This window comes from Streptomyces sp. NPDC111744, assembly GCF_055634995.1.
The window spans coordinates 337902-364287 of the sequence record NZ_JBVKCG010000003.1 but is presented as its reverse complement, the minus strand read 5'-3'; the positions used below and the strand labels follow the sequence as shown (position 1 = coordinate 364287).

At 71.4% G+C, this 26386-nt stretch carries 28 protein-coding genes and 1 pseudogene; 13 read left to right on the top strand and 16 right to left on the bottom strand.

Annotation, left to right across the window (positions count from 1 at the left end; translation table 11 throughout):
• Window positions 1-3: 3 nt before the first annotated feature.
• The 3 genes from ACZ7OO_RS08910 to ACZ7OO_RS08900 all read right to left on the bottom strand — a co-directional run bounded on the left by ACZ7OO_RS08910 (window position 4) and on the right by ACZ7OO_RS08900 (window position 1562).
• Entirely contained in the window at window positions 4-462 is a 459-nt protein-coding gene (locus ACZ7OO_RS08910; RefSeq protein WP_471503404.1) for a hypothetical protein, read from the bottom strand.
• A gap of 157 nt (window positions 463-619) precedes the next feature.
• Window positions 620-961 carry a MazG-like family protein gene (locus tag ACZ7OO_RS08905; RefSeq protein ID WP_471502959.1) on the bottom strand — a complete coding sequence of 114 codons (342 nt, stop codon included), beginning with the start codon at window positions 959-961 and terminating at the stop codon, window positions 620-622.
• Window positions 962-1016: 55 nt separating this feature from the next.
• Window positions 1017-1562: a DoxX family membrane protein gene (locus ACZ7OO_RS08900; RefSeq protein ID WP_471502957.1), complete on the bottom strand. Its 546-nt coding sequence runs from the start codon at window positions 1560-1562 to the stop codon at window positions 1017-1019.
• Window positions 1563-1681: 119 nt separating this feature from the next.
• Here ACZ7OO_RS08900 and ACZ7OO_RS08895 point away from each other — a divergent pair, with 119 nt between their 5' ends.
• Together ACZ7OO_RS08895 and ACZ7OO_RS08890 are read left to right on the top strand one after the other, a co-directional pair.
• Window positions 1682-2008 carry a nuclear transport factor 2 family protein gene (locus ACZ7OO_RS08895; RefSeq protein WP_471502955.1) on the top strand — a complete coding sequence of 109 codons (327 nt, stop codon included), beginning with the start codon at window positions 1682-1684 and terminating at the stop codon, window positions 2006-2008.
• A 91-nt stretch (window positions 2009-2099) separates the two neighbouring features.
• The gene (locus ACZ7OO_RS08890) at window positions 2100-3086 is read left to right on the top strand and encodes an aldo/keto reductase (RefSeq protein ID WP_471502953.1); all 987 of its coding nucleotides are present in this window, start codon (window positions 2100-2102) and stop codon (window positions 3084-3086) included.
• A 258-nt stretch (window positions 3087-3344) separates the two neighbouring features.
• On the opposite strand, the pseudogene ACZ7OO_RS08885 reads toward ACZ7OO_RS08890, so the two are convergent.
• Window positions 3345-4016 (bottom strand): annotated as a pseudogene (locus ACZ7OO_RS08885) (ABC transporter ATP-binding protein); the annotation flags it as partial.
• A gap of 86 nt (window positions 4017-4102) precedes the next feature.
• On the bottom strand, window positions 4103-5566 hold the full coding sequence (locus tag ACZ7OO_RS08880; protein WP_471502951.1) for an ABC transporter permease: 1464 nt from the start codon (window positions 5564-5566) through the stop codon (window positions 4103-4105).
• Between the two features lie 199 nt (window positions 5567-5765).
• Here ACZ7OO_RS08880 and ACZ7OO_RS08875 point away from each other — a divergent pair, with 199 nt between their 5' ends.
• Complete coding sequence (locus ACZ7OO_RS08875) at window positions 5766-6944, top strand: D-alanyl-D-alanine carboxypeptidase family protein (protein WP_471502949.1); 1179 nt, start codon at window positions 5766-5768, stop codon at window positions 6942-6944.
• 237 nt (window positions 6945-7181) lie between these two features.
• Here the strand turns inward: ACZ7OO_RS08875 and ACZ7OO_RS08870 are convergent, their stop codons facing one another.
• Both ACZ7OO_RS08870 and ACZ7OO_RS08865 read right to left on the bottom strand, forming a co-directional pair.
• Window positions 7182-7940, bottom strand: a complete 759-nt coding sequence (locus ACZ7OO_RS08870; protein WP_471502947.1) for an SDR family oxidoreductase — start codon at window positions 7938-7940, stop codon at window positions 7182-7184.
• Window positions 7941-8187: 247 nt separating this feature from the next.
• Window positions 8188-9186 carry a Gfo/Idh/MocA family protein gene (locus ACZ7OO_RS08865; RefSeq protein ID WP_471502945.1) on the bottom strand — a complete coding sequence of 333 codons (999 nt, stop codon included), beginning with the start codon at window positions 9184-9186 and terminating at the stop codon, window positions 8188-8190.
• A gap of 144 nt (window positions 9187-9330) precedes the next feature.
• Here ACZ7OO_RS08865 and ACZ7OO_RS08860 point away from each other — a divergent pair, with 144 nt between their 5' ends.
• The 4 genes from ACZ7OO_RS08860 to ACZ7OO_RS08845 all read left to right on the top strand — a co-directional run bounded on the left by ACZ7OO_RS08860 (window position 9331) and on the right by ACZ7OO_RS08845 (window position 13765).
• Window positions 9331-10680, top strand: a complete 1350-nt coding sequence (locus ACZ7OO_RS08860) for a multidrug effflux MFS transporter (protein WP_471503402.1) — start codon at window positions 9331-9333, stop codon at window positions 10678-10680.
• Window positions 10677-11819: a serine hydrolase domain-containing protein gene (locus ACZ7OO_RS08855; RefSeq protein ID WP_471503400.1), complete on the top strand. Its 1143-nt coding sequence runs from the start codon at window positions 10677-10679 to the stop codon at window positions 11817-11819. The genes ACZ7OO_RS08860 and ACZ7OO_RS08855 overlap by 4 nt, the downstream gene beginning before the upstream one ends.
• Before the next feature lie 123 nt (window positions 11820-11942).
• On the top strand, window positions 11943-12929 hold the full coding sequence (locus tag ACZ7OO_RS08850) for a small ribosomal subunit Rsm22 family protein (RefSeq protein ID WP_471502943.1): 987 nt from the start codon (window positions 11943-11945) through the stop codon (window positions 12927-12929).
• A gap of 92 nt (window positions 12930-13021) precedes the next feature.
• A complete protein-coding gene (locus ACZ7OO_RS08845) occupies window positions 13022-13765 on the top strand; it encodes a bifunctional DNA primase/polymerase (protein ID WP_471502941.1) in 744 nt (247 codons plus the stop codon).
• Here the strand turns inward: ACZ7OO_RS08845 and ACZ7OO_RS08840 are convergent.
• The 4 genes from ACZ7OO_RS08840 to efeO are packed head-to-tail and all read right to left on the bottom strand — an operon-like array spanning window position 13762 to window position 17993.
• Window positions 13762-14772 (bottom strand): SCO2278 family lipoprotein, encoded by a 1011-nt coding sequence (locus ACZ7OO_RS08840; RefSeq protein ID WP_471502939.1) that lies wholly within the window; start codon window positions 14770-14772, stop codon window positions 13762-13764. The two genes, ACZ7OO_RS08845 and ACZ7OO_RS08840, sit on opposite strands and share 4 nt — an antisense overlap.
• Window positions 14711-15604, bottom strand: a complete 894-nt coding sequence (gene efeU, locus ACZ7OO_RS08835; protein WP_471502937.1) for an iron uptake transporter permease EfeU — start codon at window positions 15602-15604, stop codon at window positions 14711-14713. The genes ACZ7OO_RS08840 and efeU overlap by 62 nt, the downstream gene beginning before the upstream one ends.
• Before the next feature lie 3 nt (window positions 15605-15607).
• On the bottom strand, window positions 15608-16846 hold the full coding sequence (gene efeB / locus ACZ7OO_RS08830) for an iron uptake transporter deferrochelatase/peroxidase subunit (RefSeq protein ID WP_471502935.1): 1239 nt from the start codon (window positions 16844-16846) through the stop codon (window positions 15608-15610).
• Between the two features lie 10 nt (window positions 16847-16856).
• Window positions 16857-17993 (bottom strand): iron uptake system protein EfeO, encoded by a 1137-nt coding sequence (gene efeO / locus ACZ7OO_RS08825; protein WP_471502933.1) that lies wholly within the window; start codon window positions 17991-17993, stop codon window positions 16857-16859.
• A 130-nt stretch (window positions 17994-18123) separates the two neighbouring features.
• On the opposite strand from efeO, the gene ACZ7OO_RS08820 reads away from it, so the two are divergent.
• Window positions 18124-18792 carry a PhzF family phenazine biosynthesis protein gene (locus ACZ7OO_RS08820; protein WP_471502931.1) on the top strand — a complete coding sequence of 223 codons (669 nt, stop codon included), beginning with the start codon at window positions 18124-18126 and terminating at the stop codon, window positions 18790-18792.
• On the opposite strand, the gene ACZ7OO_RS08815 is transcribed toward ACZ7OO_RS08820, so the two are convergent.
• From ACZ7OO_RS08815 to ACZ7OO_RS08805, 3 genes are all read right to left on the bottom strand, one after another.
• Entirely contained in the window at window positions 18785-18967 is a 183-nt protein-coding gene (locus tag ACZ7OO_RS08815; protein ID WP_352225409.1) for a hypothetical protein, read from the bottom strand. The genes ACZ7OO_RS08820 and ACZ7OO_RS08815 overlap by 8 nt on opposite strands.
• A gap of 67 nt (window positions 18968-19034) precedes the next feature.
• A complete protein-coding gene (gene npdG / locus ACZ7OO_RS08810) occupies window positions 19035-19763 on the bottom strand; it encodes an NADPH-dependent F420 reductase (RefSeq protein WP_471502929.1) in 729 nt (242 codons plus the stop codon).
• Between the two features lie 37 nt (window positions 19764-19800).
• A complete protein-coding gene (locus ACZ7OO_RS08805) occupies window positions 19801-20880 on the bottom strand; it encodes a sialidase family protein (RefSeq protein ID WP_471502927.1) in 1080 nt (359 codons plus the stop codon).
• An 80-nt stretch (window positions 20881-20960) separates the two neighbouring features.
• Here ACZ7OO_RS08805 and ACZ7OO_RS08800 point away from each other — a divergent pair, with 80 nt between their 5' ends.
• The gene (locus tag ACZ7OO_RS08800; RefSeq protein WP_471502925.1) at window positions 20961-21560 is read left to right on the top strand and encodes a hypothetical protein; all 600 of its coding nucleotides are present in this window, start codon (window positions 20961-20963) and stop codon (window positions 21558-21560) included.
• A gap of 247 nt (window positions 21561-21807) precedes the next feature.
• The gene (locus ACZ7OO_RS08795; protein ID WP_471502923.1) at window positions 21808-23076 is read left to right on the top strand and encodes an MFS transporter; all 1269 of its coding nucleotides are present in this window, start codon (window positions 21808-21810) and stop codon (window positions 23074-23076) included.
• Window positions 23077-23092: 16 nt separating this feature from the next.
• Here ACZ7OO_RS08795 and ACZ7OO_RS08790 read toward each other — a convergent pair whose 3' ends face one another.
• A complete protein-coding gene (locus ACZ7OO_RS08790; RefSeq protein ID WP_471502921.1) occupies window positions 23093-23326 on the bottom strand; it encodes a hypothetical protein in 234 nt (77 codons plus the stop codon).
• Window positions 23327-23384: 58 nt separating this feature from the next.
• Between ACZ7OO_RS08790 and map the strand changes: the two genes are divergently transcribed.
• Window positions 23385-24242: a type I methionyl aminopeptidase gene (gene map, locus ACZ7OO_RS08785; protein WP_471502919.1), complete on the top strand. Its 858-nt coding sequence runs from the start codon at window positions 23385-23387 to the stop codon at window positions 24240-24242.
• 154 nt (window positions 24243-24396) lie between these two features.
• Complete coding sequence (locus tag ACZ7OO_RS08780; protein WP_471502917.1) at window positions 24397-25044, top strand: biliverdin-producing heme oxygenase; 648 nt, start codon at window positions 24397-24399, stop codon at window positions 25042-25044.
• 3 nt (window positions 25045-25047) lie between these two features.
• On the opposite strand, the gene ACZ7OO_RS08775 is transcribed toward ACZ7OO_RS08780, so the two are convergent.
• On the bottom strand, window positions 25048-25848 hold the full coding sequence (locus ACZ7OO_RS08775) for a site-2 protease family protein (RefSeq protein ID WP_471502915.1): 801 nt from the start codon (window positions 25846-25848) through the stop codon (window positions 25048-25050).
• Between the two features lie 348 nt (window positions 25849-26196).
• Here ACZ7OO_RS08775 and ACZ7OO_RS08770 point away from each other — a divergent pair, with 348 nt between their 5' ends.
• Window positions 26197-26376, top strand: a complete 180-nt coding sequence (locus ACZ7OO_RS08770) for a hypothetical protein (protein WP_471502913.1) — start codon at window positions 26197-26199, stop codon at window positions 26374-26376.
• The last annotated feature ends 10 nt before the right edge of the window (window positions 26377-26386 follow it).

Here is a 26386-nt window from a genome sequence, read left to right as displayed (position 1 = left end):
GGCTCACTTCGTGATGTGGTGACACTGACTCACGCGGCGCACTCCGTTGACGAAGAGATGAGCGCACGCCTTCCCATAACGAGGCAGCAGCTGCGGAGAGTTGTTCCGCATTGGATCGATCTTGCATTCGGCGTGTGTCCTCCCGCGGGACGTGCGGTAGGTCCGGTTGTTGGTGTCGGCGTAGGTGAAGTCGATGCGCCAGTTGCAGAAGCCGCTGCTGAGGGCCGCGACAAAGGCACAGTCGACGCCGGCGTTCTGATAGGTGATACGTCGGCCGCCGCCGCGGATGATGTGCGTGAACATGCATCCGGTCGGGATCTTCATCGTCACGCCGCCGACGCCATATTCGAAGGTACGCACGGGAGTTGTGCCGATCGAGGTTGCGTGCGCGGCCATGGGCGCAGCGAGGACGAGAGCTCCTGTTGCGGCCAGAGCCGTGGCGAAGCGGGTGAGGTATTGCAGGCGCAAGGCAGTCCCTTCGGCGTTCTCCTGACGAGCACCTGGGACAACCAGACCTGGTGATGGGCAGTTGCTGGAATCCGCTTGATTTAGCGCGATGGGGTGATCATGAAACAAGCAGACTGACGTGACGGAGGCCTTTTAGGAGTGCTGGCACTCCTCAGACCGAGGGCCTGAGCGATCTTTCCGTCACCCGCGCCAGATGCCGCTCGAACACCTGCCGTGTGTCCGGTGTCAGTGTGCGCAGCGCCACCAGCGCCGTGATCACCACGTCGCACAGCTCGCCCTGTACGTCGTCCCAGGTGTGGCTGACGCCTTTGCGGGGATTCTGGCCGGTCGCGCCGATCACCGCCTGGGCGACCTCGCCGACCTCCTCGGTGAGCTTCAGCATCCGCAGGACGAGGCCGGTGTCGCCGTCGTGCACGCGGTGGGTTTCCAGCCAGGTCCAGAGGTCGTCGATGGCGGCCCATACGTCGGTGGGCGGGGCCGGCTGATCCGTCATGACCCCGTAGCCTGCCATGCCCCACCCCGCGGTCACCCCGCGATCGCCCCCGCGGTCACTCCTCGAACAACGCCTCCTGCTCGCCCGCGCGCTGCCGCTGCAACCGCCGGTTGCGGGCCCCGATCACCGCCGCCGTGACCGCCGCCGTCACTCCCAGCGCCACCGGGACCATCCAGCCCCGGTCGAAGACATGCCCGAACGTGTGGTCAAGGGAGAGCCGGCCGGGGCCCGAGACCGCCAGGCCCGCGGCGGCCAGGCCCAGGCTCGCCGCGTACTCATAGCCGCCCTCCGCCGCGAAGAACCCGTTCGGCATGTGCAGTGCGGCCGCGCCCGCCATCGCGCCGGCCGCGGCGCCCCCCGCCGCCGGGGTCGCCAGGCCCAGCGCCAGCAGCGTGCCGCCGCCCGCCTCCGCCAGCCCCGCCGCCAGCGCGCTCTGCCGTCCGGGCGCGTACCCGACGGATTCGAAGTACTGGCCCGTGCCCTCGATCCCGCCCCCGCCGAACCAGCCGAACAGCTTCTGCGCGCCGTGCGCCGCCAGCACCCCGCCGGTCCCCAGCCGGAGCAGCAGCAGGCCCACATCACGTCGGTCGTAGCAGGTCACGGTGGCTCCTCCGGCCGGGGTGCGATCAGGTCTCCACGGTCGCACCGGGACACCCGACCGGCCCGTCCTCGGCGCCGTTTGGGTGGCGGGCCCCCGGCAGCGGTGTGACGCTGACTGACATGACGATTCACCCAGACAGACTCAGCGACCCGGCCGTCCGTGCCTTCGTCGGCGCCGTCAACGCCGGTGACCGCGCGAGCCTTCTCGGACTGCTAACCCCGGACGCGACCATGGCCGACGACGGCTCCGACCGGGACCTCACCGAGTGGATCGACCGCGAGATCTTCTCCTCCCACGGTCACCTGGACGTCGACAGCGAGTCCCGCGACGGCCGCTCCCTGGTCGCCGGCTACCGCAACGACACCTGGGGCGAGATGCGCACCAGGTGGGCCTTCACCGTCGAGGACGACGGCCGTATCTCCCACTTCGAGACCGGGCAGGCCTGACCGCCTCCTCGGCCGTCCCTTTGTCCGGCACCTTGCCGTCCTGGTCCGCCCCTTGTCCTCGCGTGCACTTCAAGTCCTAGCGTCCTCGGGCATGGACAGCTACAGCACCACCAGGACCCTGGGACGTTCCGGTATCGAGGTCAGCGCGCTCGGCTTCGGCTGCTGGGCCATCGGCGGCGAGTGGCAGGACGCCGCCGGTCAGCCGCTCGGCTGGGGCAGGGTCGACGACGAGGAGTCCGTACGGGCGGTCCAGCGCGCCCTCGACCTCGGCGTCACCTTCTTCGACACCGCCGACACCTACGGCGCCGGGCACAGCGAGCGCGTCCTCGGCCGCGCCCTCGGCAAGCGCCGGGACGAGGTCGTCGTCGCCACCAAGTGGGGCAACGTCTTCGACGAAAAGACCCGCACACTCACCGGCAGCGACGACTCCCCGGCGTACGTCCGCCGCGCCCTCACCGCGTCGCTGCGCCGCCTCGGCGCCGACCACGTCGACCTCTACCAGCTGCACCTCTCCGACGCCGTCCCGTCCCGTGCCGCCGAACTGCGCGACGTCTGCGAGGAGTTGGTGGCGGAGGGGCTCATCCGCGCCTACGGCTGGAGCACCGACGACCCGGCCCGCGCCGCCGTCTTCGCCGAGGGCCCGCACTGTACGGCCGTACAGCACACCCTCAACGTGCTCCAGGACGCGCCCGAACTCCTGCGAGTGGCAGACGACTTGGGTCTTGCCGCCGTCAACCGCAGCCCGCTCGCGATGGGGTTGCTCGGCGGGCGGCGGCAGGCGGCCGGTGCGGGGGACATCCGGAGCAGGCCGCCGGCCTGGCTGCCCGGGTTCGGGGACGGGGAGGGGGCCGATCCCGAGTGGGTCGCGCGGATCGACGCGCTGCGGGCCGTCCTCACCAGCGGTGGCCGGACCCTGGCGCAGGGTGCCCTCGGCTGGATCTGGGCCCGCAGCCCGCGCACGGTCCCCATCCCCGGGTTCCGGTCCGTCGCCCAGGCCGAGGACAACGCCGGGGCGATGGCGAAGGGGCCGCTCACCGCCGGGCAGCTGGCCGAGATCGACCGGCTGCTCGGGCGCTGAACGGCCCCTGCGGTGGGCTCCTGCGGTGGGCTCCTGCGGGCGGATCCCTGCGGGCGGATCCCTGCGGGCGGATCCCTGCGGGCGGATCCCTGCGGGCGGATTCCCGCGGGTGGGTCAGTAGCCCGGTCCGCCGCCGTACTGCTGCTGCACGTAAGGCTGCTGGCCGTACTCCTGGGGCTGCTGGCCGTAGCCCGCCTGCTGCGGCCCGCCGCCGTGCCCCGCACCCGCCGCCTGCTGCGCGTACCGCTGTCCGCCGCCCTGCTCGGTGAGGGTGATCTGGCCGGCCTTGATGGTGGCCAGGCGCGGGGCGCGGCGGGCGATCGAGGAGTCGTGGGTGACCATGATGAAGGTCAGCCGGTACTCGTGCCACAGGCCTTCCAGCAGGCCCATGATGTCGTCCCGGGTGCCCTCGTCGAGGTTGCCGGTGGGCTCGTCGGCGAGCAGCACCTTCGGCTTCTTCACCAGCGCACGGGCGATGGCGACCCGCTGCTGCTGGCCGCCGGAGAGCTCCGAGGGGGCGTGGGTGAGCCGTTCGCCCAGGCCCACCGAGCGCAGCGCCTCCGCCGCCCGCTCGCGCCGCTCGGCCGGCTTCACGCCGAGCGGCACCAGGGCCGTCTCGACGTTCTCCTGGGCGGTGAGCGTGGGGATGAGGTTGAACGCCTGGAAGATGATGCCGATGTTCTCGGCGCGCACCCGGGTCAGCTTGGTCTCGCTGATGCGCGCGAGGTCGACGCCGTCCAGTTCGACGCTGCCCTCGGTCGGGCGGTCCAGGCCGCCGATCATCTGGAGCAGGGTCGACTTGCCGCCGCCGGTCGGGCCCTGGATGACGAGCTGGTCGCCGTCCTCGATGGTCAGGTCGACGCCGCGCAGCGCCTCGACCGTCTCCTTGCCCCGCGTGTAGCGCTTGGTGACTCCGGTGAGTCTGTACATGGGTTCTCCACTGGGTGGTGAGTGGGGTGGGGCGCCGCATCCCGGGGGGATCGGAAGCGGCGCCCCGGTTCAGGGGGGGCGGGGGGTTACGAGACGCTGCGCAGGGCGTCGGCCGGGCGCATCCGGGAGGCGCGCCAGCCGCCCATCGCGCCGGCGATCAGACCGCCGGTGACCGCGAGGCCGACGGCGAGCGCGATGGTGGTGAGGGAGACGGGCGCGGTCAGCGCGATCTCCAGGGTGTTCTGGGTGGACTGCTGGCCGGGGCCGCCGCCGCCCGGGCGACCGCCCATGCCACCGCCGCCGGTGGTGTTGCCCAGCTGGGCCGTCAGCTTGGGGCTGATCGCGGTGACCGCGTAGGCCGCGCCGACGCCGAGGGCGATACCGAGGGCGCCGCCGATGAGGCCGTTCACCATGGACTCGCCGACGACCTGCCGGGTGACGTTGCGCGAGGGCCAGCCCAGCGCCTTCAGGGTGCCGAACTCACGCACCCGGCGGGACACCGCGGAGGAGGTCAGCAGCGCCGCCACCAGGAAGGCCGCCACCAGGACGGCGATGGACAGCCACTTGCCGACACTGGTCGCCAGGCTGGAGGCGGTGGAGAGGGAACCGGAGACGGTGGACGCCAGGTCGGCGGAGGTGGTGACCGTCGTACCGGAGATGTTGGACTGGATCTCCTCCTTCACGGTGGAGATCTGCTTGGAGTCGGTCGCCTTGACGTAGATCGTGGTGACCTGGTTCTTGGCGTCGCCGAGGGTCTGCGCAGGCTTCAGCGGGATGTAGAGGTCGGTGTCGGACTCGCTGCTGTCCGGGGTGGCGATCCCGATGACCGTGAACTTGGTGCCGGAGATCTTGAAGGTCGAGCCGACCTTGTACTTCTTCTCCTTGGCGTACGACTTGCTGACCACCGCGACCTTGGCGCTGGTCTGCGCCGAGGTGAAGGTCCTGCCCGAGGTGATCTTCATCGAGGCCAGCGGGCCGAGGCCCTGGTGGGCCACGTCGACGCCGACGACGGAGTAGCTGTTGACGTTGAAGTTGGCGCCGCCGCCCTGGACCTGCGGCTGGCCGGTGGAGGTGCCACCGCCCGGCTGGCCCTGGCCGCCCCCGCTGTTGCTGCTGCCGCTGGAGCTCTGTGCCTTGCCCTGGGTGAAGGAGCCGTCGACCTTGGTGACGTTCAGGGAGAGCGCTCCGACCGCGCTGTCCACGCCCTTCTGCGCGGCGACCTCGGTGACCAGGGTCGACTTCAGGGCCTGACCTCCCTGCGTCTGCACCCGGTCCGAACTCTGCGTGGAGCTGCTGCTGGACTTGGCGCCGAACTTGAAGTTCGGGCCGCCGGAGCTGCCCGAAGTCGGTGCCGTACGGGCCTTGGTGACCGTCATGTCGGTACCGAGGCCGTAAAGCGACTTGAGGACCTTGTCCTGCGCCTGGGTCATACCGGCCGACACAGAGTTGACCGTGGTCACCAGGGCGATTCCGAGCGCCAGACCCAGTGCGATGACCAGGGCCGCCTTCTTTCTACGGCCCAGCTCGCGCTTGAGATAGATGCCAAACATCCCGTTCCTCGAAGGTTCTTGGCGCCCGCTGTGGGCGCTGCCTCAAGCTAGGGAGAAACCTTTGAGTCACACTGGGTAAAAGATGTGTCAGAGCTGAGAAAGCTCGTACTCTTATCAAACTTTCATAAGACAGCAAATTCCTATTGAGGCGAGGGGGCCCTCCAAGGAACCCGCTGTTCCATGCGTGTACGGTCCCGGAGTGCGCGATTCCTCTCTGCTGACCAGGCGTGCCGTCCTCGGACTGACGGCCGCCGCTCTTCCCCTCTCCGCGGCGACCCCTGCCTCCGCGGCCACCGTCATAGGCGGCGAGCGCCTGGCCCGCGGCGGCGTCCAGGTGCGCGGCGCCACCGGCCTCCCCAGGAAGATCACCGCCCGCGCCTGGCTGCTCGCCGACTGCGAGAGCGGTGAGGTGCTGGCCTCCTTCGACGCGCACCGGCGCCTGGCGCCCGCTTCCACCCTGAAGATGCTGTTCGCGGACACCGTGCTGAAGAAGTTCGAGCGGACCGAGCGCTACCGGGTCAAGGACACCGACATCTCCGACGTCCCGGCCGGCTCCAGCCTGGTCGGCATCAAGCCAGGCATCACCTACACCGTCGAGCAGCTGTGGCAGGGCGTCTTCCTGCGTTCCGGCAACGACGCCGTGCACGTCCTCGCCCACATGAACGGCGGTATCGCACAGACCGTCGCCGAGATGCAGGCCAAGGCGGCCGACCTCCAGGCCCTCGACACCCATGTGGTCAGCCCGGACGGCTTCGACCACCCCGGCCAGCTGTCCTCCGCCTACGACCTGACCCTCTTCGCCCGGCACGGGCTGAAGGACGACGACTTCCGGGGCTACTGCGGGACCAGGACCGCGAACTTCCCGGCGGGCGGCAAGAAGACCTTCCAGATCCAGAACACGGACCGACTGCTCACCGGCTCCTGGGGACTGGGCACCTACAAGGGCCTGTTCGGCGTCAAGAACGGCTACACCAGCCACGCCGGCAACACCTTCACCGGTGGCGCCACCCGGGGCGGCCGCACCCTGCTGGTCACCGTGATGCATCCCGACAGCGGCAGCAACGCCGTGTACGAGGAGGCCGCCGCACTGCTCGACTGGGGCTTCGAGGAGGGGAGTTCGGCGCAGGCGGTGGGCGCGCTGGTCGATCCGCTGAGCGAGGGCGGGGCGAGCGCGAGCCCGTCGCCCACGACGGCGAAGGGCGCCGCGGGTGCGGCCGGGAAGGGAGCGGCGGCCGGTTCGGGGTCGTCCGGACCGTCGCAGTGGCGGCTCGCGGAGGGCGGCGCGGGAACTCTCGCGCTGCTGGGCGCGGGGGCGTTGACGCTGCGTCGGCGCCGCCGGGCGGCCACCGCCGACTCGCGTGACACACCGGCGAGTTGACGTCATGCGGCAGCCGTCCCACCCACCGGTGCGTACCCGCGTCCCGCACGGGTCCACCCCCACCCGGTGTGGTGGGACGGCTGCCGCCTCCCCCTCGGTGTGGTCGGCGGAACACCAGAGCCTCAACTGTGAAGCTCTGGTGGAGAAGAGTTGAGCATAGGCGCGTTACCGGCGGCAATACCGCGGACGTTTGAATTCCGGTTGTGCAAGTTGCGAAGGTCCTGGCTGAACGGTGGTTCAGCCCCGGCCCACGTACGGCATCGCCGTCGCCAGCACCGTCGCGAACTGCACGTTCGCCTCCAGCGGCAGCTCGGCCATGTGCCGCACGGTGCGCGCCACATCCGCCACTTCCATCACGGGTTCCGGGGCGATCTCCCCGCTCGCCTGCAGGGCGCCGGTCTGCATCCGGGCCGTCATGTCCGTGGCCGCGTTGCCGATGTCGATCTGCCCGACCGCGATGCCGTACGGCCGCCCGTCCAGGGACAGCGACTTGGTGAGGCCGGTCAGCGCGTGCTTGGTCGCGGTGTAGGGGGCGGAGTGCGGGCGGGGCGTGTGCGCCGAGATGGACCCGTTGTTGATGATCCGGCCGCCCTGCGGCTCCTGCTCCTTCATCTGCCGGAACGCCGCCTGCGCGCACAGGAACGCCCCGTTGAGGTTGGTGTCCACCACATGCCGCCACGCCTCGTAGGCGAGATCCTCCACGGGCACCCCGCCGGGCCCGAACGTCCCCGCGTTGTTGAACAGCAGGTCCACCCGCCCGAACCGCTCCACGGTCGCCGCGAACAGCCCGGCGACGTCCTCCGGTTGCGCCACATCCGTGCGTACGACGAGACGGTCGCCCTCGGGCACCAGCGCCGCCGTCTTCTCCAGCTTCTCCGGGCGCCGCCCCGCCAGCGCCACCGACCAGCCGGCCCGCAGCAGCTCCACGGCCACGGCCCGCCCGATACCGGAACCGGCGCCGGTGACCACCGCGATCTTCGATTGCTTGGCATTCATAGGGCGGCAGCCTAGGGAGCCCGGCCCCTCAGGTCACGCCCCGCCGGGCGCGGCCCTCAGGGGTCACGCCCCGCCGGGCGTGCTCCCGCCCGGGGTGGCGGCGTTCGGGTCGTGCCCCGCCGGGGGTGCTCCTGCCCGGGGTCGCGGCGTTCAGGGGTTCACGCCCCGCCGGGGGTGTTCCCGCCCGGGGTCGCGGCGTTCGGGTCGTGCCCCGCCGGGCGCCCCCCCAGCCCCGGGCGCGCCCGGGTCACGACTCCCCGGGGTAGCGGACGCCGATCAGTTCGCGGAGCGTGTCCAGGGTGCGCATGACCGCGAGGGTGCCGTCGAGCGGGACGAGCGGGGACTCGGTCTCACCGGCCCGCAGCGCGCGCATGACCTCCCGGGCCTCGTGGCGCAAGCTGGTGCGCGGGCCGTCGGCCGGGTCCAGGGCGAACTCCTCCGGGTCGCGGCCGTCGCGGTGCAGTACGAAGCGCTCGGGGTGGAAGAAGCCGTCCGGGATGTCGATCCGGCCGCGTGAGCCGGTGACCGAGGCGGTGGTGCCGGTGCCGCCCACTATGGAGCAGTGCACCGCCGCGAGAGCACCGCTCTCCCAGGAGAGCAGCGCACCCGTCTGGAGATCGACGCCCTCGTCCGAGAGCACCGCTCGCGCCGACAGCCCGTCCGGCTCGCCGAGCAGCAGATGCGCGAACGACACCGGGTACACCCCCAGGTCGAGCAGCGCGCCCCCGCCCAGCACCGGATCCCGCAGCCGGTGCGCCGGCGGGAACGGGCCCTCCAGCCCGAAGTCCGCCTGCAGGGTCCGCACCTCACCGATCGCCCCGTCCGCGACCAGCGCCTTCAGCCGTCGCACCAGCGGGTTGCAGTACATCCACATCGCCTCCATCAGGAAGCGGTCGTGCTCCTTCGCCAGCGCCACCAGTTCCTCGGCCTCGCGGACGCCGATCGTGAACGGCTTCTCGCACAGCACGTTCCGCCCCGCCGCCAGGCACAGCCCGGCGGCCGCCCGGTGCGCCGAGTGCGGAGTGGCGACGTACACGACGTCGATGTCCTCGTCCCGGGCCAGCGACTCCCAGTCGCCGTACGCCCGCCCGATCCCGAACCGCTCCGCGAACGCCTCCGCCGACTCCGGGGACCGTGAGGCCACCGCCGCGATCTCCGCGTCCGGCAGATCCACCAGGTCCGCCGCGAACGCGGCCGCGATCCCGCCCGTCGCCAGGATCCCCCACCGCACACTCTGCTCAGCCATCCCGGCCGCCCCACCCTCGCTCATGTTTTCCAGGCAGTCTGTACGAGCTGAGAGCATAGGCCGGGGCCATCGGGGTCCACCAAGAGTGGACCCGTAGGGCGAGACCAGCAGTGAACCGAAGGAGCGGGGGGACACATGCGCCAGATGCCAGAGCGGCCGGCACCGCCGACACCGGACGCCCAGGACACCGCCGTACCCTCCGGAACCGCCCCCGGTACCCGCGCCGCCCGCCGTGCGGGTCTCCTCCTGGTGCTGGTCCTCGGCGCGCTCACCGCGACGCCGCCGCTGGCGATGGACATGTACCTCCCGTCCCTGCCGGAGGTCACCCGCTCCCTCCATGCCCCCGCCGCGACCGTGCAGCTCACCCTCACCGCCTGTCTCGCCGGCATGGCCCTCGGCCAGCTGGTCGTCGGCCCGATGAGCGACCGCTGGGGCCGCCGCCGTCCGCTGCTGGCCGGCCTCGCCGTCTACGTCGCCGCCACCGCCCTGTGCGCCGTCGCGCCGAACGTCGAGACCCTGGTCGCCTTCCGCCTCGCCCAGGGCCTCGCGGGCGCGGCCGGCATAGTCATCGCCCGGGCCGTCGTACGCGACCTCTACGACGGTGTCGCCATGGCCCGCTTCTTCTCCACCCTGATGCTGGTCTCCGGGGTGGCCCCGATCGTCGCCCCGCTGATCGGCGGGCAGATCCTGCGGGTGACGGACTGGCGGGGCGTGTTCGTCGTCCTGACGGTCGTCGGCGCGGTCCTCGCGGCCGTGGTGTGGGCGAAACTCCCGGAGACCCTGCCGGCCGCCGACCGGCACGCCGGGGGAGCGGCCGCCGCCGTACGCGCCATGCGCACCCTGCTCGCCGACCTCCCCTTCACCGGCTACATGCTCGCGGGCGGCTTCGCCTTCGCGGCCCTCTTCGCCTACATATCCGCGTCCCCGTTCGTCATCCAGGAGATCTACGGCGCCTCCCCGCAGACCTTCAGCCTGCTCTTCGGGCTCAACTCGGTCGGGCTGGTGATCGCCGGGCAGGTCAACGGCAAGGTGCTGGTCGGCCGGGTCAGCCTGGACAGGGTGCTGGGCACCGGCCTGGCCGTGACCGTCCTCGCCGCGACAGCCCTGCTTCTCATGTCGACCGGGGCCTTCGGCCCGGTCGGCCTCGCCCCCGTGGCCACCGCCCTGTTCGTGCTGATGTCCGCGATGGGCTTCACCCTCCCCAACGCCCAGTCCCTCGCCCTGCTGCGCACCCGGCACACCGCCGGATCGGCGTCCGCGCTGCTCGGGACCTCCTCGTTCCTGGTGGGCGCGGTCGCCTCACCGCTGGTCGGGATCGCCGGGGAGAGAACCGCCGTGCCCATGGCGATCGTCCAACTGGCGGGGGCACTGGTGGCACTGGCCTGCTTCGTGGGAATGTGCCGTCCCTGGACCGTGCGTGGGAACACACGTGCGGGGACGGAGGATGGGGGTGCCCCCATTCGAGCGAAGTCGAGAGAGGGGGAGGAGAGCTGAGCGTACCGAGACTGCGCGTCGAGACACCGGAACGGGCCGGGCTCGACCCCGCGGAACTCAGGCACCTCGTGCGCGAAGTGCATGCCCTCACCGCAGGTGAGCGGCCCTGGGCGGCCGGCGCCGTCGTGGTCGCCGGACGCGGTCCCGTGATCGCCGTCCAGCAGGCGGCCGGCTGGGCGGTGCGCTGGTCCGCGTACGACCCCGGGGCCGACGCCGGTGTCGAACTGCCGCCCGCCGCCCGGGTCCCGATGACCGTCGACACCCCCTTCGACCTGGCCTCCCTCACCAAACTCTTCACCGCGGTCGCCGCCGTGCAGCAACTCGAACGCGGCACCCTCGGCATCGACGCCCGCGTCGGCGCCTACCTCCCCGACTTCCGGGCGGCCGCCGTCCACGGCATCACCGTCCGCCAGCTCCTCACCCACACCTCGGGCCTGCGCCCCGAACTCCCTCTGCACGACTGCCCCGACGACGCGGCCCGCCTCGACCTGCTCCGCGCCGAGGCCCCGAGCAGCCCGCCCGGCACGTACCGCTACTCGGACCTCAACATGCTCCTCCTCCAGTACGTCCTGGAGCGGAGCACCGGTCTTGCCCTCGACGTCCTCGTCCACGAGGGCATCACCCGCCCGCTCGGGATGACCGCCACCGACTTCGGCCCCTGCCCCGGCGCGGCGGCCACCGAGGACCAGCGGCGGCCGTGGGCCAAGGCGGACCGGGGGATGCTGCGGGGTGTCGTGCACGACGAGAACGCCTGGGCGCTGGGCGGGGTGGCCGGGCACGCGGGCCTGTTCTCCACGGCCCGGGACCTGGCCGTCTTCTGCCGGACGCTGCTGGCGGGCGGTGCGTACGGCCCGGCGCGCATCCTCGGTCCCGACTTCGTGGACCTGCTGCTGAACCCGCCCGGTCTGGGGTTCCTGGTGGACCAGCCGTGGTTCATGGGCGAACTGGCGGGCCGGGGCGCGGCCGGGCACACCGGGTTCACGGGGACGAGCCTCGTCCTGGACCGGGCGACCGACACCTTCCTGGTCCTGCTGGCCAACACCGTGCACCCCCGGCGGCGCCCGGGCGACAGCGCCCCGAGAGCGGCGGCGGCGACCCGGCTGGCGAGGGCGGTCTTTCTCAGCCCGTCGGGGGTGTGACGCGGCGGCGGCCCGGACTTCGAGCGAGTCGCCGTCCGCTGGTTCCCGCCCTCGGCGCGCCGCGTGTTCCGGCACCAACCCGGAGGCGTCCGGCGTGATGCCCGGCGCCCCTACAATCACCGGGTGAACCACCCCGCATCCCCGGCCGACCAGCTCCGTGTCACGCTCTCCGACCTCCTCGACGGCCTTCCCCCGAAGCAGGCCGCCGGAGCCGTCGAGCGACTGATCGCCAGCTACCGGGGCGTCACCCCGACCCACGCGCCGATCCTGCGGGACCGCGCGGACGTGGTGGCCTACGCGGCGTACCGGATGCCGGCGACCTTCGAGGCGGTACGGGCGGCGCTGGCGGCGTTCGCCGACGCGGTGCCGGAGGGCTGGGTGCCGGGGAGCCATGTGGATGTCGGCGGCGGGACGGGCGCGGCGACCTGGGCGGTGACCGACACCTGGGCCGGGGTCCGGCCGGTGACGGTCCTCGACTGGGCCGAGCCGGCGCTCGCCCTGGGCCGGGAGATCGCCGCGGCGAACCCGGCGCTGCGGGAGGCGTCCTGGCAGCGCTCTCGGATCGGAGCAGCGCTCACCATCGAGAGCACTGATCTCGTCACGGTGTCGTACGTCCTCAACGAACTCGACGAGGCCGCCCGTGCCGCCCTCGTCGACGCCGCCGCGACCGCCGCGCAGGCCGTCGTCATCGTGGAGGCCGGCACCCCGGCGGGCTATGCCCGGGTCATCGAGGCCCGCGACCGCCTGATCGCCGCCGGCTTCCAGGTCGCCGCGCCCTGCCCGCACAGCGCCGCCTGCCCGATCGTCCCCGGCACGGACTGGTGCCACTTCTCGGCCCGGGTCAGCCGCTCCTCCCTGCACCGCCAGGTCAAGGGCGGATCGCTGGCCTACGAGGACGAGAAGTTCAGCTACGTGGCGGCCACCCGCTTCCCCGTGGCCCCCGCGCCGGCCCGGGTGGTGCGGCGGCCGCAGATCCGCAAGGGCCAGGTCCTGCTCGACCTGTGCGAGACCGACGAACAGCTGCGCCGGACGACGATCACCAAACGCCACGGCGACCTGTACCGGGCGGCGCGGGACGCGGACTGGGGAGATGCCTGGCCGCCGCGGTGACACGTCGTGGTGATACGCCCCCGGCACCCCGCTTCGCACCCGGATGGGACCATAAGGCATGCTGTCCGCACCACACGGAGGCGAGGCGATACATGAGCGGGACGTTCGGTGGCCGCAGCGGCCGGCAGGGCAGACTCTCCCAGTGGCTGCTCGGACGGAGGCCCAAGGAAGCCGCCGCCACCGACGGTGACGGCCGTGCGGCCCTGCTGCTCGCCGCCGCCGAGGCGGGCCTCCCGCTGGCCCCCGCCGCGTATCCCGCCCCCGGCTACGGCTGCTCCTGCGACCGCGTCGGCTGTCCCACCCCGGCCCGGCACCCGGTGTCGTTCGCGTGGCAGACGCAGTCCACCACCGACCGCGCCCAGATCGAGCGCTGGGCCCGGCACCAGCCGCAGGCCAACTTCATCACCGCGACCGGGATGACCCACGACGTCCTGGACGTCCCCCTGGAGGCCGGCCGGCAGGCGCTGGAGCGGCTGCTCGCGAACGGCGTCGAGGTGGGTCCGGTCGCCGAGAGCGACGACGGCCGCATGCTGTTCTTCACCCTCACCCGCGGCACCCCCGAGGACGAGGACGAGTGGTGGCCGTGCGAGCTGGACTGCCACCCCGAGACCATGGACGAGCATCCGGGCCTGCGCTGGCACTGCCGGGGGTCGTACGTCCTCGTGCCGCCCGCCAGGCTGCCCGGTGACGACGGCCGCAGCGTGCACTGGGTGCGCGGTCCCGAGCACCCGCTGCCCGACCCGCTGACCCTCCTGGAGATCCTCACCGACGCCGGCGCCCGGCACGCCGACGCGGAGTCCGGTGAGGCGAGCGCCGCCTGGCCGGTCCGCCGTTAGGAACCCTCGGCGGACGTCAGCCCCTGGATGCGTCCCAGGACCGAGACCTTTCCGGTGCCCGCCGGGTCCAGCGCGACCTGGTTGGAGACGAACTGCATGGTCAGCGACTGCTTGATCTCGCCCTTGGTGAGGGCCTTGACGTCCTGGTTCGGCGTCGGCACCGAAGTGCCCGCGGCCGCGGTCTCCTTGGCGTAGTAGCGGGTGGTGAAGAACACCATCGCGCCGCCGTCGGTGGTGCGCAGGGCGAGCGGCGCGTAGTCGCCGTTGGTCAGCGGCACGTCGATGTACTGGGTCGCGAGGCCCGGCTTGGTCGACTTCCTGCGGTCCGTGCGCCAGCCGCTGGTGTGCGCGCCGTCCGCGAAGACGCTGCCGCCGCTCTTCAGGTAGGTGGCGTAGTCCTGGCCCAGGTCAGCGGGGGAGACGGCCAGTTGGGCGATGTTGGCCGGCACGGCCTCGGCCCAGCCGTCCTTGTCGGTCGTGAACTTCGGTACGGCGTCCGGCGCGACCAGCGTCAGATACGCCACCTGGAACGGCGCGGAGAGGCTGTTACGGGTGAAGACCAGCAGCCAGCGGTCGTCGCCGCCCTTGTTGCCGTGCGCGTCGGCGAGGAACCAGCGCGGCCAGCCGGCCTTCTTGGGGATGGTGTACGTGACGTCGTCGAACTCCAGCGCCGAATGGCCGGAGTTGCCGCTCGGGCTGTTGACGTGCCCGGCCTTCAGACGCGCGGAGTCGATGTCGGCGAGGGCGCCGGTCGTGTAGTCGGCGTCCAGGGACCCGTCGTAGGCCTTGTCGGCCTTGTTGTACGCGTCCGTGAACTGCTTCAGCGCCTTGGCGGCCTCGGCGCGGGTGGTGGTGGGGAGCACCTCGCGCTCCCCGTGCACCACCACGCATCCGCTCGCCGTCAGTGACACGGCGGTCAGCGCGACCGCCATGAGCGCCCTGCGCTCACGCCCGCGGAGTCCGCGGAGCCGCCGAGGTCCGCGATCCCTGGTCGTCAGGTGCGTCATCAGGTGCCTTCACCTTCCCCTTCCCGGAGGCGAACCCTACCGGGGCGAAGAAGAGTACGAGTGTCGGGATCAGGTACAGCAGCCACACCGTGACCTGGAGCACGGTCGGGTCGGGCTGGAAGTTGAAGACGCCCTTGAGGAGGGTGCCGTACCAGCTGTCCGGCGGGATGGCGCCGCTGATGTCGAAGGCCTGGTCGGTCAGGCCCGGGATCCAGTCGGCCTCCTGGAGGTCGTGGAAGCCGTACGCCAGCACGCCCGCCGCGACGACCACCAGCATGCCGCCGGTCCAGGTGAAGAACCTGGCGAGGTTGATCCGCAGGGCGCCGCGGTAGAAGAGCCAGCCGAGCAGGACCGCGGTGGCGAGGCCGAGGACGACGCCGATCAGGGGGCGCGGGGTGCCGTCCCCGGCCGCGTGCACGGACGCCCAGACGAACAGGGCGGTCTCAAGTCCCTCCCGGCCCACGGCGAGGAAGGCGGTGGCGACCAGCGCGCCGGTGCCCATCGCGAGGGCCGCGTCGAGCTTGCCGTGCAGCTCGGACTTCAGGTGCCGGGCGGTGCGCCGCATCCAGAACACCATCCAGGTCACCAGGCCCACCGCGACGACGGACAGGGACCCGCCGAGCGCCTCCTGCGCCTCGAACGTCAGCTCCTGGGAGCCGAATTCGAGGGCGCAGCCGAAGCCCATGGCGATGAGCACCGCCACGCTGATGCCGATCCAGACCGGCCTCAGGGCGTCCCTGCGCCCGGTCTTGACCAGGTAGGCGATGAGGATGCAGACGACGAGCGAGGCCTCAAGGCCTTCGCGCAGCCCGATCAGATAGTTGGAGAACACGGATCACGCCCCCTTGGAGGACTCGGAGAACAGCGTCCGGCCCCACCAGTCGTCCTTGTCCCGGACGCCGGGCGGGACCGCGAAGACCGCCGAACCCACGTGCTGGATGTACTCGTTGAGTGCGTCGGACGCCGACAGCCTGCGCTGCAGCGGGATGAACCCCTTGCGTACGTCACGCTGGTAGGCCAGGAAGAACAGGCCCGCGTCGAGCCGTCCGAGCCCGTCCGTCCCGTCGGTGAACGAATAACCCCGGCGCAGGATGGTGATCCCGCCGTTGGAGTCGGGGTGCGCGAGCCGCACATGGGCGTCCGGCTTCATCGCCTTGAGGAACGGCGCGTCGTGCTCCTTGGCCTTGCCGACGGGGGCGCCCTCGCCCTTGTCCCGCCCGAAGACGTCCTCCTGCTCCTGGAGCGAGGTCCGGTCCCAGGTCTCGATGTTCATCCGGATGCGCCGGGCGACGAGATACGACCCCCCGCGCATCCACCCGGGACCGTCGCCGTCGCCCACCCACACGAACTTCTTCAGGCGGTCGGTCTCGGTCCCCGCGATGTTGCGGGTGCCGTCCTTGAACCCCATGAGGTTGCGCGGGGTCTGGGCATCCGGGGTCGTGGACGAGGTCTTCCCGAAACCGAGCTGGGACCAGCGGACGGCGACCTTGCCGAAGCCGATCCGGGCGAGGTTGCGGATGGCGTGCACGGCGACCTGGGGGTCGTCGGCGCAGGCCTGGACGCACAGGTCGCCGCCGGTGCGGGCGGAGTCGAAGTTGTCGCCCGGGAACTGCGGCAGATCGACCAGGGCGTCCGGGCGGTTGTCCCTGAGCCCGAACTTCTCGAAGAACGACGGCCCGAAGCCGATCGTCAGCGTCAGCCGGGACGGCTTGAGCCCGAGCGCCTCGCCGGTGTCGTCCGGGGGCGCCTCGGCGAGCCCGCCGTACGCCCCGTCGCCGATCGCCTTCCCGGCGGTCAGTCGCCGGGCCGCGGCCGTCCAGTCCTTCAGCAGCTGGACGAACTCGGCCCGGTCCTCGGTCTTCACGTCGAACGCGGCGAAGTGCAGCCGGTCCTGGACGGGGGTGGTGATACCGGCCTGGTGGGCGCCGTGGAACGGGACGGCGGTCGTGGGGCCGGCGTCGTCGCCGGACTCGGCCACGGCCACCGCGCCCCCGGCCACGGCGGCGCCGAGCGCGAGCCCGGCCCCGCCCCAGCCGATGACCGCACGACGCGACGGACTGGTTTTCTCGGCCATCTCCCGCCCCTTACTTGACGACGGCCGCGGCGAGCTTGGACAGCGGCTCCGCGAGGGCGTTGACCGCGTCGGACAGCTCCTTCTGCTGGGACTTGGTGACCTTGTCGTACGACACGAAGCCGTCCGAGGTGGAGGTGGTGCGGTACTTGTCGAGCAGCGCGTTCAGCGCGGTGAACTGCTTGTCCAGCTCGGTGGTCAAGGCCGCGTCGTTCTTCCGGGCGACCGGCTTCAGCAGCTCGTACGCCTTCTGCGCACCCTCGACGTTGGCCTTGAAGTCGCTGAGGTCGGTGTGGGCGTAACGGTCCTCCTCGCCGGTGACCTTGCCGGTGGCGACCTCGTCGAGGAGTTCCTTGGCGCCGTTGGCCATGGAGGTCGGGGTGATCTCGGCCTTGCCGACCCGCTTCTGCCAGTCCTTCAGATCGGTGACCAGCCCGGCGGCCAGGGTCTTCTGCTCGGCGCCGATCTTCTTGTCCTGCCACAGCGCCTTCTCCAGCGCGTGCCAGCCGGTCCACTTCTGGCCCTTCTCCAGGCCGTCGGCGCGCGTGTCCGTCTTGGGGTCGATGTCCCCGAAGGACTCGGCGATCGGCTCGGTGCGCTCCCAGCCGACCCGGGAGGGGGCGTAGGCGTTCTTCGCGGCTTCCAGGTCGCCGGCCTTGATGGCGGCGGCGAACGTCTCCACCTTCGGGATCGTCGCGTCGGCCTGCTCCTGGGCGTACTCGCGGTAGTCGGCGACGGCCTTGTCGAGCGTCGGGTTGCGCTTGGCGACCGCACCGGAGCCGGTGACGGTCAGCTTCTGCCGGACACCGTGCCCCTTCATCCCGGGCCGGCAGGCTATTTCGTACGACCCCTGCTTCACCTCGGCGGTGAGCGTGTACTTCGTCCCCGGCCCGATGTTCTCCTTCTCCGAGACGATCCGGTCGTCCGGGAAGAGGATCTCGACCTCGGTGGCCTTGGACCCGGTGTTCTCGATGGCGAGCGTGACGTGCCCGGCGGGCACGGACTTGGTCGACGTCTCGCACCTGGAGTCGGCCGCGGTGACCTGAATCGCGTCACCGCCCTTGGCGTCGCTCTTCGCCGTGCAGGCCGAGAGAGCGGTCAGAGCAGCCGCGGTGGCGGCGGCGGTGACGGTGAGTCGGACGGCACGCATGCAGGCTCCAAGCGAGGTGGTGTGGTGAGGCTTCCCTAACTTACCCGAGGCTTACCTCACTCTTACCCATGCGGGGTGTGATTCACCGGACACAGAAGGATCACGGAGACCTGAGTGCTTGAATGCCGGAGTGACTGAATACGACGTGCTGCGTGTCTTCTGCGCGGCGAACGGCGGCTACGGCAACGAGCTCGGCGTCGTCCGCGACGGCACGGTGCTGCCCGCGCGGGAGGACCGGCAGGCGCTGGCGGCGAAGCTCGGGTTCAGCGAGACCGTGTTCGTGGACGACCCCGAGCGCGGGGTCGTCGACATCTACACCCCCACCCTGCGCCTGCCGTTCGCCGGCCACCCCTGCGTCGGCACGGCCTGGCTGCTGGACGTACCCGAACTGGTCACACCGGCCGGCGTGGTCGGTGCCCGGCTGGACGGGGAGTTCAGCTGGATCGAGGCACGCCCGGAGTGGGCCCCGCCGCGCACCCTGCGCCAGTACGCCACGGCCGCCGAGGTGGACGCCCTGCCGGTGCCGCCTTCGGGGGAGTGGGTGTACGCCTGGGCGTGGGAGGACGAGTCGGCCGGGCGGGTAAGGGCCCGCGGCTTTCCCGGGCGCGGTGACGGGATCGACGAGGACGAGGCGACCGGGGCGGCCGCGCTGCTGCTCACCGACCGGCTGGGCCGGGCCCTGAACATCACCCAGGGCAGGGGCTCACAGATCCTCACGGCACCGCAGCCGTACGGCTGGGTGGAGATCGGCGGGCGGGTCCTCCTGGAGGGGGCCGAGAGGCAGCCGGGTCTCAGCTAGCGGCCGGCTTGTCGTCGCGGCCGCGCCTCGCGTAGTACCAGGTCATGTTCGACGACAGACCCGTCAGCAGCACCCAGACGACGCCCATCAGCCAGCTGCCCTGCACGAACGAGATGACGGCGGCGGCGACGGCGAGGACGCAGACGACCAGGGCGTAGAGGGCGAGGCGGGGCATGTCGGAGTCGCTTTCGGATCGGTCGGTCGGGGGACACCGGTGGGAGCCACCAGTGTCCCCCATCCGCTCAGACGTCCGTGACGCGGAGCCCGGCGTGTGCCTTGTAGCGGCGGTTGACCGAGATCAGGTTGGCGACCAGCGACTCCACCTGGTGGGCGTTGCGCAGCCGCCCCGCGAAGATGCCCCGCATCCCCGGGATGCGCCCGGCCAGCGCCTGCACGATCTCCACGTCCGCCCGTGCCTCGCCCAGCACCATCACATCGGTGTCGATCTCCTCGACCTCCGGGTCCTGGAGCAGTACCGCCGACAGATGGTGGAAGGCCGCCGCGACCCGGGAGTCCGGCAGCAGCGCCGCGGCCTGCTCCGCCGCGCTGCCCTCCTCCGGCCTGAGCGCGTAGGCGCCCTTCTTGTCGAAGCCGAGCGGGTTGACGCAGTCCACGACCAGCTTCCCGGTCAGTTCCGCGCGCAGCGACTCCAGCGTCTTGCCGTGTCCGTCCCACGGTACGGCGACGATCACGAGGTCACTGCGGCGCGCGCACTCGGCGTTGTCCGCGCCCTCGACACCGTGACCGATCTCGTCGGCGGCGGCCTGCGCGCGCTCGGCGGCCCGCGAACCGATGATCACCTTCTGTCCGGCCCGGGCCAGCCGGTAGGCGAGGCCCTTGCCCTGCGGGCCGGTGCCGCCGAGTACACCCACGACCAGGCCGGAGACGTCGGGCAGGTCCCAGGGATCCTTGCCGGCGGCCTTCTCGGCCGCCGGCTGCTGTGCACTGTCGGAAGTGTCGGAAGAGGTCATGGACCGACTCTACGTCCGTGGCGGCGGCCGCACCCGGTCAGGTGAGCCGGTTCACGGGCACCCGCCGGAACGTGATCGTCTCGTATGCGCCGAAGTCCCCGGTCTCGTACAGCAGTCCGACGGTGGCCGCGTCGACCCGGGTCAGGTCGGAGTAGGCGGCGGGCAGACCGTCGACCGTGTAGGCGGGGCGCCAGGTGGTACCGCCGTCGCCGGAGGCGCGGATCGTCATCAGCGCCCGGGCGGCGGGGTCGGCGGGGCCCGAATAGAGCAGCAGATCCGGGTCCCGCAGCTGCAGTACGGAGGCCTCGCAGACCGGCGCGGTGAGCCCGGCCTGCGGCCGGAACGGCTTCACCAGCGTCTTCCCGCCGTCCGTCGAGTGCGCGTCGGCCCGGTTGCCCGGGGACGGCGAGTCGTTGCGGGTGTTGAAGTAGACGCGTCCGTCGGGGAGTTCGGCGGCGGTGGTCTCGTTGACGTTGACGTACCCGTTGGTGTTCTCGTCGACGTAGCCGAGGTACCAGGTCTCGCCCCGGTCGTCGCTGAGCAGGCAGTGGCCGCTGTTGTACTTGCCCTCGGTGCCGTTGTCGGTCCCGGTGGGCGCAACGGTGTGGTTCGCGGCTACGACGACCCGCCCCGAGCGCAGTTGGACGGCGTGCCCGGGGGTGGTGGCGTACCACCGCCAACCGGCCTTCTTCACCGTCTTGGTGATCTCCTTCGGAGCGGACCACGTCACCCCGTCGTCGTCGCTGTGCTGCACCCACACCCGCCGCCCGTCCGCGTCCGACACCTGCCCGCGCAGGATGGCGTCCTCGGTGGCGGAGGCGGCGCTGCGGACGTGGACGAGCAGGATCCGGCCGGTGTCGAGAACGACGGGGGCGGGGTTGCCGGCGAGGTCGGTGCCGTTGGCGGCGGCGACCTGGAGCGCCCCCCAGGTACGGCCGCCGTCCCCGGACCTCTTCAGCACCACGTCGATATGCCCGTAGTCCGCGGCGGAGTCGACCCTCCCCTCGCAGAAGGCGAGCACGGTGGCCGCCCGGGAGACCACCACGGCCGGGATCCGGAAACTGGCGTAGCCCTCGGTACCCGCGCGAAAGGGAATGCTTGCTTCTACGTCGCTCATGGGCCGCCTTCTCCCCGGATTGGGCGAACTCGCGGTGAACTCCGCGTCACGAGTGCCCGATTGCGGCAGTATGCGGGGGCATGGACGCCGTACGGGTCGCATTGCTGCGCGAAGTGCTCGCCGGAACCGAGTGGTTGGGGGCGACGCGGAGATTCGCGGGCGCGCTGCGGGGCTCGGTGGTGACACACGGCGGCGGACTGCTCCTGCTGGGCACCCCGGAGTACGAGCCGTGGCATCTCGCCGCGCACCTGGTGGACGAGGCCGCGTGGTCCGGTACGCCGGAACTGGCGCCGACGCTGGTACGGCACGGGGGCCGCCCCACCGACCCGGCCCATCTCGCCGTCGGCCTCGGCCGTATCGAGGCGGCCCGCCGGGGCGAGACGCTGCTGGTGGTGGCGCCGGGCGAGTCGGCACCCCTCCTGGACCACGTCCACACCGCCCGCCGGGCCGGGGTGACGGTACTGGCCCTGTCCACCACGGCCGACGACGCGCTGACGGCGATGGCCCACGAGACCCTCACGGTCCCGGAGGGCGCGGGACTGGACCTGGACACGGTCCAGCACCTGGTCAGCGCGGCGACAGGCGAGAACGGCCCGTCCCCAAGGGCCCGCCGCCGCTTCAGAGACCGCCTGTCGAGACTGGCGGAAACGGTAACGGCGCCGCCTTCGACCCCCTGGTAGTTCCCCGCCCAGCCACCGACTCTGTTGGCTGTCTGCCTGCCGCAGCACCGAGGAGAAGCGGAGACGCCGACCGAGACGGGGCGGGATGCCACCGGCGCGCCCCACCGCCGGGCGGCCGGCGCGGACGCCCTCGGCCGACCGAGCAGCCCCTCTCGCTCAACTTTTCACCTCGCCTCGCTGCCGACCGAGACGGGTGGGTGGGAAAAGCGGTTGATGTGGCGCACCGCGCCGTTCAGGATGGCTCAGCGTGAGCGTGCTTCCCGACCTCGCCCCCTGGCGGGCCTCCGTCGACTTCCGGCGGCTGTGGGCCTCCGGTCTGATCAGCAACTTCGGGACGTTCCTGACGTTCGTCGCACTCCCGGTGCAGATCAAGGACCTCACCGGAAGCGCGGCCGCCGTCGGTGCCGTCGGCGCTGTCGAGCTGCTCCCGCTCATCCTCTTCGGCCTCTACGGCGGCGCCCTCGCCGACGCCCTCGACAAGCGTCTGCTCATCCTCTGGACCGAGGCAGGTCAGGGCCTGCTCAGCGCGGCCCTGCTGCTCAACGCCCTGCTGCCGCACCCGGCCGTCTGGCCGCTGTACGCCGTCGCCGCGCTCTCCTCCGCGCTGGGATCGGTCCAGCGCCCCGCCCTGGACTCCCTCTGGCCCAGGATCGTCGCCCACGACGACCTCCCGGCCGCGGCGGCCCTCAACTCGTTCCGCTGGACAGTCGGCGGCGTCGCGGGCCCCGCCGTCGCCGGCCTGGTCGTGGCGTACGCGGGCCTCGGCTGGGCGTACGGCGCCGACCTCGTCACCTTCGCCGTCTCGGTCGTCCTGATCCTCCCGATCGCCGCGTCCCCCGCCTCCCACGAGGCCGCGAAACCCTCCCTGCGCTCCATCGCGGAGGGCGCCCGCTACGCCTGGGGCCGCAAGGAACTCCTCGGCACCTACGCCGTCGACCTCGCCGCGATGTTCCTGGCGATGCCGCTCGCCGTCCTCCCGTTCCTGGCCGACGAGTTGGACGCGAAGTGGTCGCTCGGGCTGATGTACGCGAGCATCCCGGCCGGGTCACTCCTGGTGAGTGTCGTCAGCGGCTGGACCTCGCGGGTGCGCCGGCACGGGCGGATGGTGGTGCTGTCGGCCGCCCTGTGGGGTCTGGCGATCGCGGCCGCCGGCGCCGCCGGCAACGTATGGCTGGTCCTGCTCCTCCTGGCCGTCGCCGGCGGCTGCGACATGGTCAGCGGGATCTTCCGGGGCGCCATGTGGAACCAGACGATCCCCGACGAGCTGCGCGGCCGTCTCGCCGGGATCGAGCTGCTGTCGTACTCCGTGGGCCCGACCCTCGGCCAGGTGAGGGCCGGTGGCATGGCCGGATGGCTGGGCGTCCGCGCGTCCGTCGGCGTGGGCGGCCTGCTGTGCGCCGGCACGGTCGGCCTGCTGGCCCTGTGCCTGCCCGCCCTGATGTCGTACGACGCACGGACCAATGAGCACGCCGTACGGCTGCGCGCTCAACGCACGGCCGCACCGACCCAGCTCTGATCAGCCCCGACCCTGATCAGTCCTCCTCCGGGGCGTCACCGGCCGGTGCGTCGTGCCAGCGCGGGTCGTTCTCCCACTGGAGGTTGCGCTCCCGCGCGATCTCCATCGCGTGCTCGGCCTCCTGCCGCGAGGCGTAGGGGCCGAAACGGTCCTTGCCGGGGCACTCGGGGCCCTCCTCGACCTTCTTGTCCTCCAGGCAGTAGTACCACTCGCCCGGCTTGCCGACGGTCCGCTTCTTGAACAGGGCCATGACCGGCTCCTTTCGCCCTCCACATGTTCCCCCATGCCCGCTGGTTAGACTCGCAGTCATGTCTGGCCAGTCGCTGCTCGTACCAGGGGAGCTCTCCCCCACCCGTCCGGTACCCGGAAACATCCGCCGCCCCGAGTACGTCGGCAAACCCGCGCCGACCCCGTACACCGGGCCCGAGGTGCAGACCCCGGAGACCATCGAGGCGATGCGGATCGCCGGCCGTATCGCCGCCCAGGCGATGGCGGAGGCAGCGAAGATCATCGCGCCGGGGGTGACCACGGACGAGCTCGACAAGGTCGCGCATGCCTACATGTGCGACCACGGGGCCTACCCGTCCACGCTCGGCTACCGCGGCTTCCCCAAGTCCCTGTGCACCAGCGTCAACGAGGTCATCTGCCACGGCATTCCGGACTCGACGGTCCTCCAGGACGGTGACATCGTCAACCTCGACGTGACGGCGTACATCGGCGGGGTGCACGGCGACAACAACGCGACCTATCTGGTCGGGGAGGTCGACGAGGAGAGCCGGCTGCTGGTCGAGCGGACCCGGGAGTCCCTCGACCGGGCGATCAAGGCGGTCAAGCCCGGCCGGCAGATCAACATCATCGGCCGGGTCATCGAGTCGTACGCCAAGCGCTTCGGGTACGGAGTGGTCCGTGACTTCACCGGCCACGGCATCAACTCCTCCTTCCACTCCGGACTGATCATCCCGCACTACGACAGCCCGCACGCGACGACCGTGATGCAGCCCGGGATGACCTTCACGATCGAGCCGATGCTGACGCTCGGGACGTACGAGTACGACATGTGGGACGACGGCTGGACGGTCGTCACCAAGGACCGCCGGCGGACCGCCCAGTTCGAGCACACCCTGGTGGTGACCGACAGCGGCGCGGAGATCCTCACCCTGCCGTAGCCCGACGTAGCCCGCCGTTCTGCTGGGCCCGTCCTCCACTCGGAGGGCGGGCCTTTTTCGGGTACGCTTTTACCGACATGATGTCGGTAACTTTGCCGACAGGGCGTCGGCAATACATTGACTTAGGTAAGGCTTACCTTAGAGGATGTTGCTCATGGACTCCTTCTCGACACTCATCCGCACCGCGTCCCACGAGCAGCACGTGGCGGCGGAGACCTCGACGTTCATGAGCGATCTCCTGGGCGGCCGGCTGGGCGTGGCGGCGTACGCGCGCTACACCGAGCAGCTGTGGTTCGTGTACGACGCGCTGGAGAGCGGAGCCGCGCGGCTGGCGCCGGACCCGGTGGCCGGGCCGTTCGTACGGCCCGAGCTGTTCCGGCTGGCGGCGCTGGAGCGGGACCTCGCGCATCTGCGCGGCGCCGGGTGGCGGACCGGGCTCACCGCGCTGCCGGCCACCGAGGAGTACGCGGCCCGGGTGCGGGAGTGCGCCGAGCGCTGGCCGGCCGGCTATGTCGCCCACCACTACACCCGCTACCTCGGCGACCTCTCCGGCGGCCAGATCATCCGCGACCGCGCGGAGCGGACCTGGGGCTTCGAGAAGAAGGGCGACGGCGTCCGCTTCTACGTCTTCGAGGACATCGCCAACCCCGCCGCCTTCAAGCGGGGTTACCGCGAACTCCTCGACGCGGTGAACGCCGACGACCTGGAGAAGCAGCGCATCGTGACCGAGTGCAAGCGCGCCTTCGCCCTGAACGCGGGGGTGTTCCAGGCACTGGGCGAGGAGTTCCGGCTCTCGGCGTGACGGCTACGGGGCGATGGAGCAGTACTCGTTCGACCCCTGCCAGAAGCGGTACAGCTCCTGACCGCAGTAACGGTTCACGTCGTCCACGCCAAGGCCGCGCAGCAGCGCGTCGATCACGTCGAAGAAGGCGCTGTTGATCGACGGCACCCACAGCAGCGCGAAGACGAAGAGCAGGCCGAAGGGGGCGAACGGCTCCACCTGGCGTTTGATGTCGTAGGACAGCCAGGGCTCGATCACGCCGTAGCCGTCCAGCCCCGGCACCGGCAGGAAGTTCAGGATCGCGGCCGTCACCTGGAGCAGGGCGAGGAAGGCGAGGGCGTAACGGAAGTCGCGCGGCACGCCGTCCAGGGAGTGCAGCCAGAACGGGGCGGTGCAGACGGCGGCGAAGAGCACGTTCGTCAGCGGGCCGGCCGCCGAGATGAGGCTGTGCCGCCACCGGCCGCGGATCCGGCTGCGCTCGATGAAGACCGCACCGCCCGGCAGACCGATCCCGCCCATGATCACGAACAGCACCGGGAGCACGATGCTCAGCAGGGCGTGGGTGTACTTCAGCGGGTTCAGGGTCAGATAGCCCTTCGCGCCCACCGTGATGTCACCGCTGTGCAGGGCGGTGCGCGCGTGCGCGTACTCGTGCAGGCACAGCGAGACGATCCAGGCCGCCGTCACGAACAGGAACACGGCGACCCCGGGCTGCTCGGCGAACCCGGACCAGGTCGCCCACCCGGTGACGGCGGTGACGGCCAGGATCCCGACGAAGACGGGACTGATCCGCCGGTCGCTGTGGCGGGTGGTGGTGGCGGTCATGGGTCGGGACTCCTGGGGCGCGGCGGCGGGGGCGTGCGGGGTCGACCGTACAGGTGACGTGAGAACAACGTCATGCGGAGGGCTCAGGGTTCCAGGTAGTCGTTACGTTGATATCGAGTCGAAGGAGGAGGCGCGCATGACGATCGCAGAGGATGGGTCGAACTGGTCCAGGACCGGATCGAGATCCCGCGCAGCGCGCGCCTTCGACTGACGGCAACGGCCTGACGTTGGTACCGGCCACCCACGCGCACACGTGAGGGGTGCAAGCCCGAGCCCGATGCCGCGGCGCTGCCTCTGGATCAGGTTCGCTCGGGCGACAGCGAGGTCAATGAGAAGCTGCTGCCCTTCGTGGTCGAGGTCGTCTCCCCGGAGAGCCGCAACCGGCTCTCCGCTCGCTGGACCCTGCTCACCCGCCCCGAGAGCGGTGAGTACCAGCACAACGAGTCCGGCGTCTTCGGTGACCGGATCGAGATCCCCGTCGCCGACCAGACCCTCACCCTCGACTCCTCCCAGTTCATGCGCATCTGAAACCCTGAGG

Excerpts from the sequence above, each read along its gene's own strand:
- ACZ7OO_RS08815 (WP_352225409.1), bottom strand. The coding sequence starts at position 18,967 with ATGCCCCGCCTCGCCCTCTACGCCCTGGTCGTCTGCGTCCTCGCCGTC.
- ACZ7OO_RS08790 (WP_471502921.1), bottom strand. The coding sequence starts at position 23,326 with ATGGCCCTGTTCAAGAAGCGGACCGTCGGCAAGCCGGGCGAGTGGTAC.
- ACZ7OO_RS08840 (WP_471502939.1), bottom strand. The coding sequence starts at position 14,772 with ATGACGCACCTGACGACCAGGGATCGCGGACCTCGGCGGCTCCGCGGA.
- ACZ7OO_RS08780 (WP_471502917.1), top strand. The coding sequence starts at position 24,397 with ATGGACTCCTTCTCGACACTCATCCGCACCGCGTCCCACGAGCAGCAC.
- ACZ7OO_RS08905 (WP_471502959.1), bottom strand. The coding sequence starts at position 961 with ATGACGGATCAGCCGGCCCCGCCCACCGACGTATGGGCCGCCATCGAC.
- efeB (WP_471502935.1), bottom strand. The coding sequence starts at position 16,846 with ATGGCCGAGAAAACCAGTCCGTCGCGTCGTGCGGTCATCGGCTGGGGC.
- ACZ7OO_RS08895 (WP_471502955.1), top strand. The coding sequence starts at position 1,682 with ATGACGATTCACCCAGACAGACTCAGCGACCCGGCCGTCCGTGCCTTC.
- ACZ7OO_RS08800 (WP_471502925.1), top strand. The coding sequence starts at position 20,961 with ATGGACGCCGTACGGGTCGCATTGCTGCGCGAAGTGCTCGCCGGAACC.
- map (WP_471502919.1), top strand. The coding sequence starts at position 23,385 with ATGTCTGGCCAGTCGCTGCTCGTACCAGGGGAGCTCTCCCCCACCCGT.
- ACZ7OO_RS08865 (WP_471502945.1), bottom strand. The coding sequence starts at position 9,186 with ATGGCTGAGCAGAGTGTGCGGTGGGGGATCCTGGCGACGGGCGGGATC.
- npdG (WP_471502929.1), bottom strand. The coding sequence starts at position 19,763 with ATGACCTCTTCCGACACTTCCGACAGTGCACAGCAGCCGGCGGCCGAG.
- ACZ7OO_RS08870 (WP_471502947.1), bottom strand. The coding sequence starts at position 7,940 with ATGAATGCCAAGCAATCGAAGATCGCGGTGGTCACCGGCGCCGGTTCC.
- ACZ7OO_RS08880 (WP_471502951.1), bottom strand. The coding sequence starts at position 5,566 with ATGTTTGGCATCTATCTCAAGCGCGAGCTGGGCCGTAGAAAGAAGGCG.
- efeO (WP_471502933.1), bottom strand. The coding sequence starts at position 17,993 with ATGCGTGCCGTCCGACTCACCGTCACCGCCGCCGCCACCGCGGCTGCT.
- ACZ7OO_RS08890 (WP_471502953.1), top strand. The coding sequence starts at position 2,100 with ATGGACAGCTACAGCACCACCAGGACCCTGGGACGTTCCGGTATCGAG.
- ACZ7OO_RS08860 (WP_471503402.1), top strand. The coding sequence starts at position 9,331 with ATGCCAGAGCGGCCGGCACCGCCGACACCGGACGCCCAGGACACCGCC.
- ACZ7OO_RS08775 (WP_471502915.1), bottom strand. The coding sequence starts at position 25,848 with ATGACCGCCACCACCACCCGCCACAGCGACCGGCGGATCAGTCCCGTC.
- ACZ7OO_RS08805 (WP_471502927.1), bottom strand. The coding sequence starts at position 20,880 with ATGAGCGACGTAGAAGCAAGCATTCCCTTTCGCGCGGGTACCGAGGGC.
- ACZ7OO_RS08845 (WP_471502941.1), top strand. The coding sequence starts at position 13,022 with ATGAGCGGGACGTTCGGTGGCCGCAGCGGCCGGCAGGGCAGACTCTCC.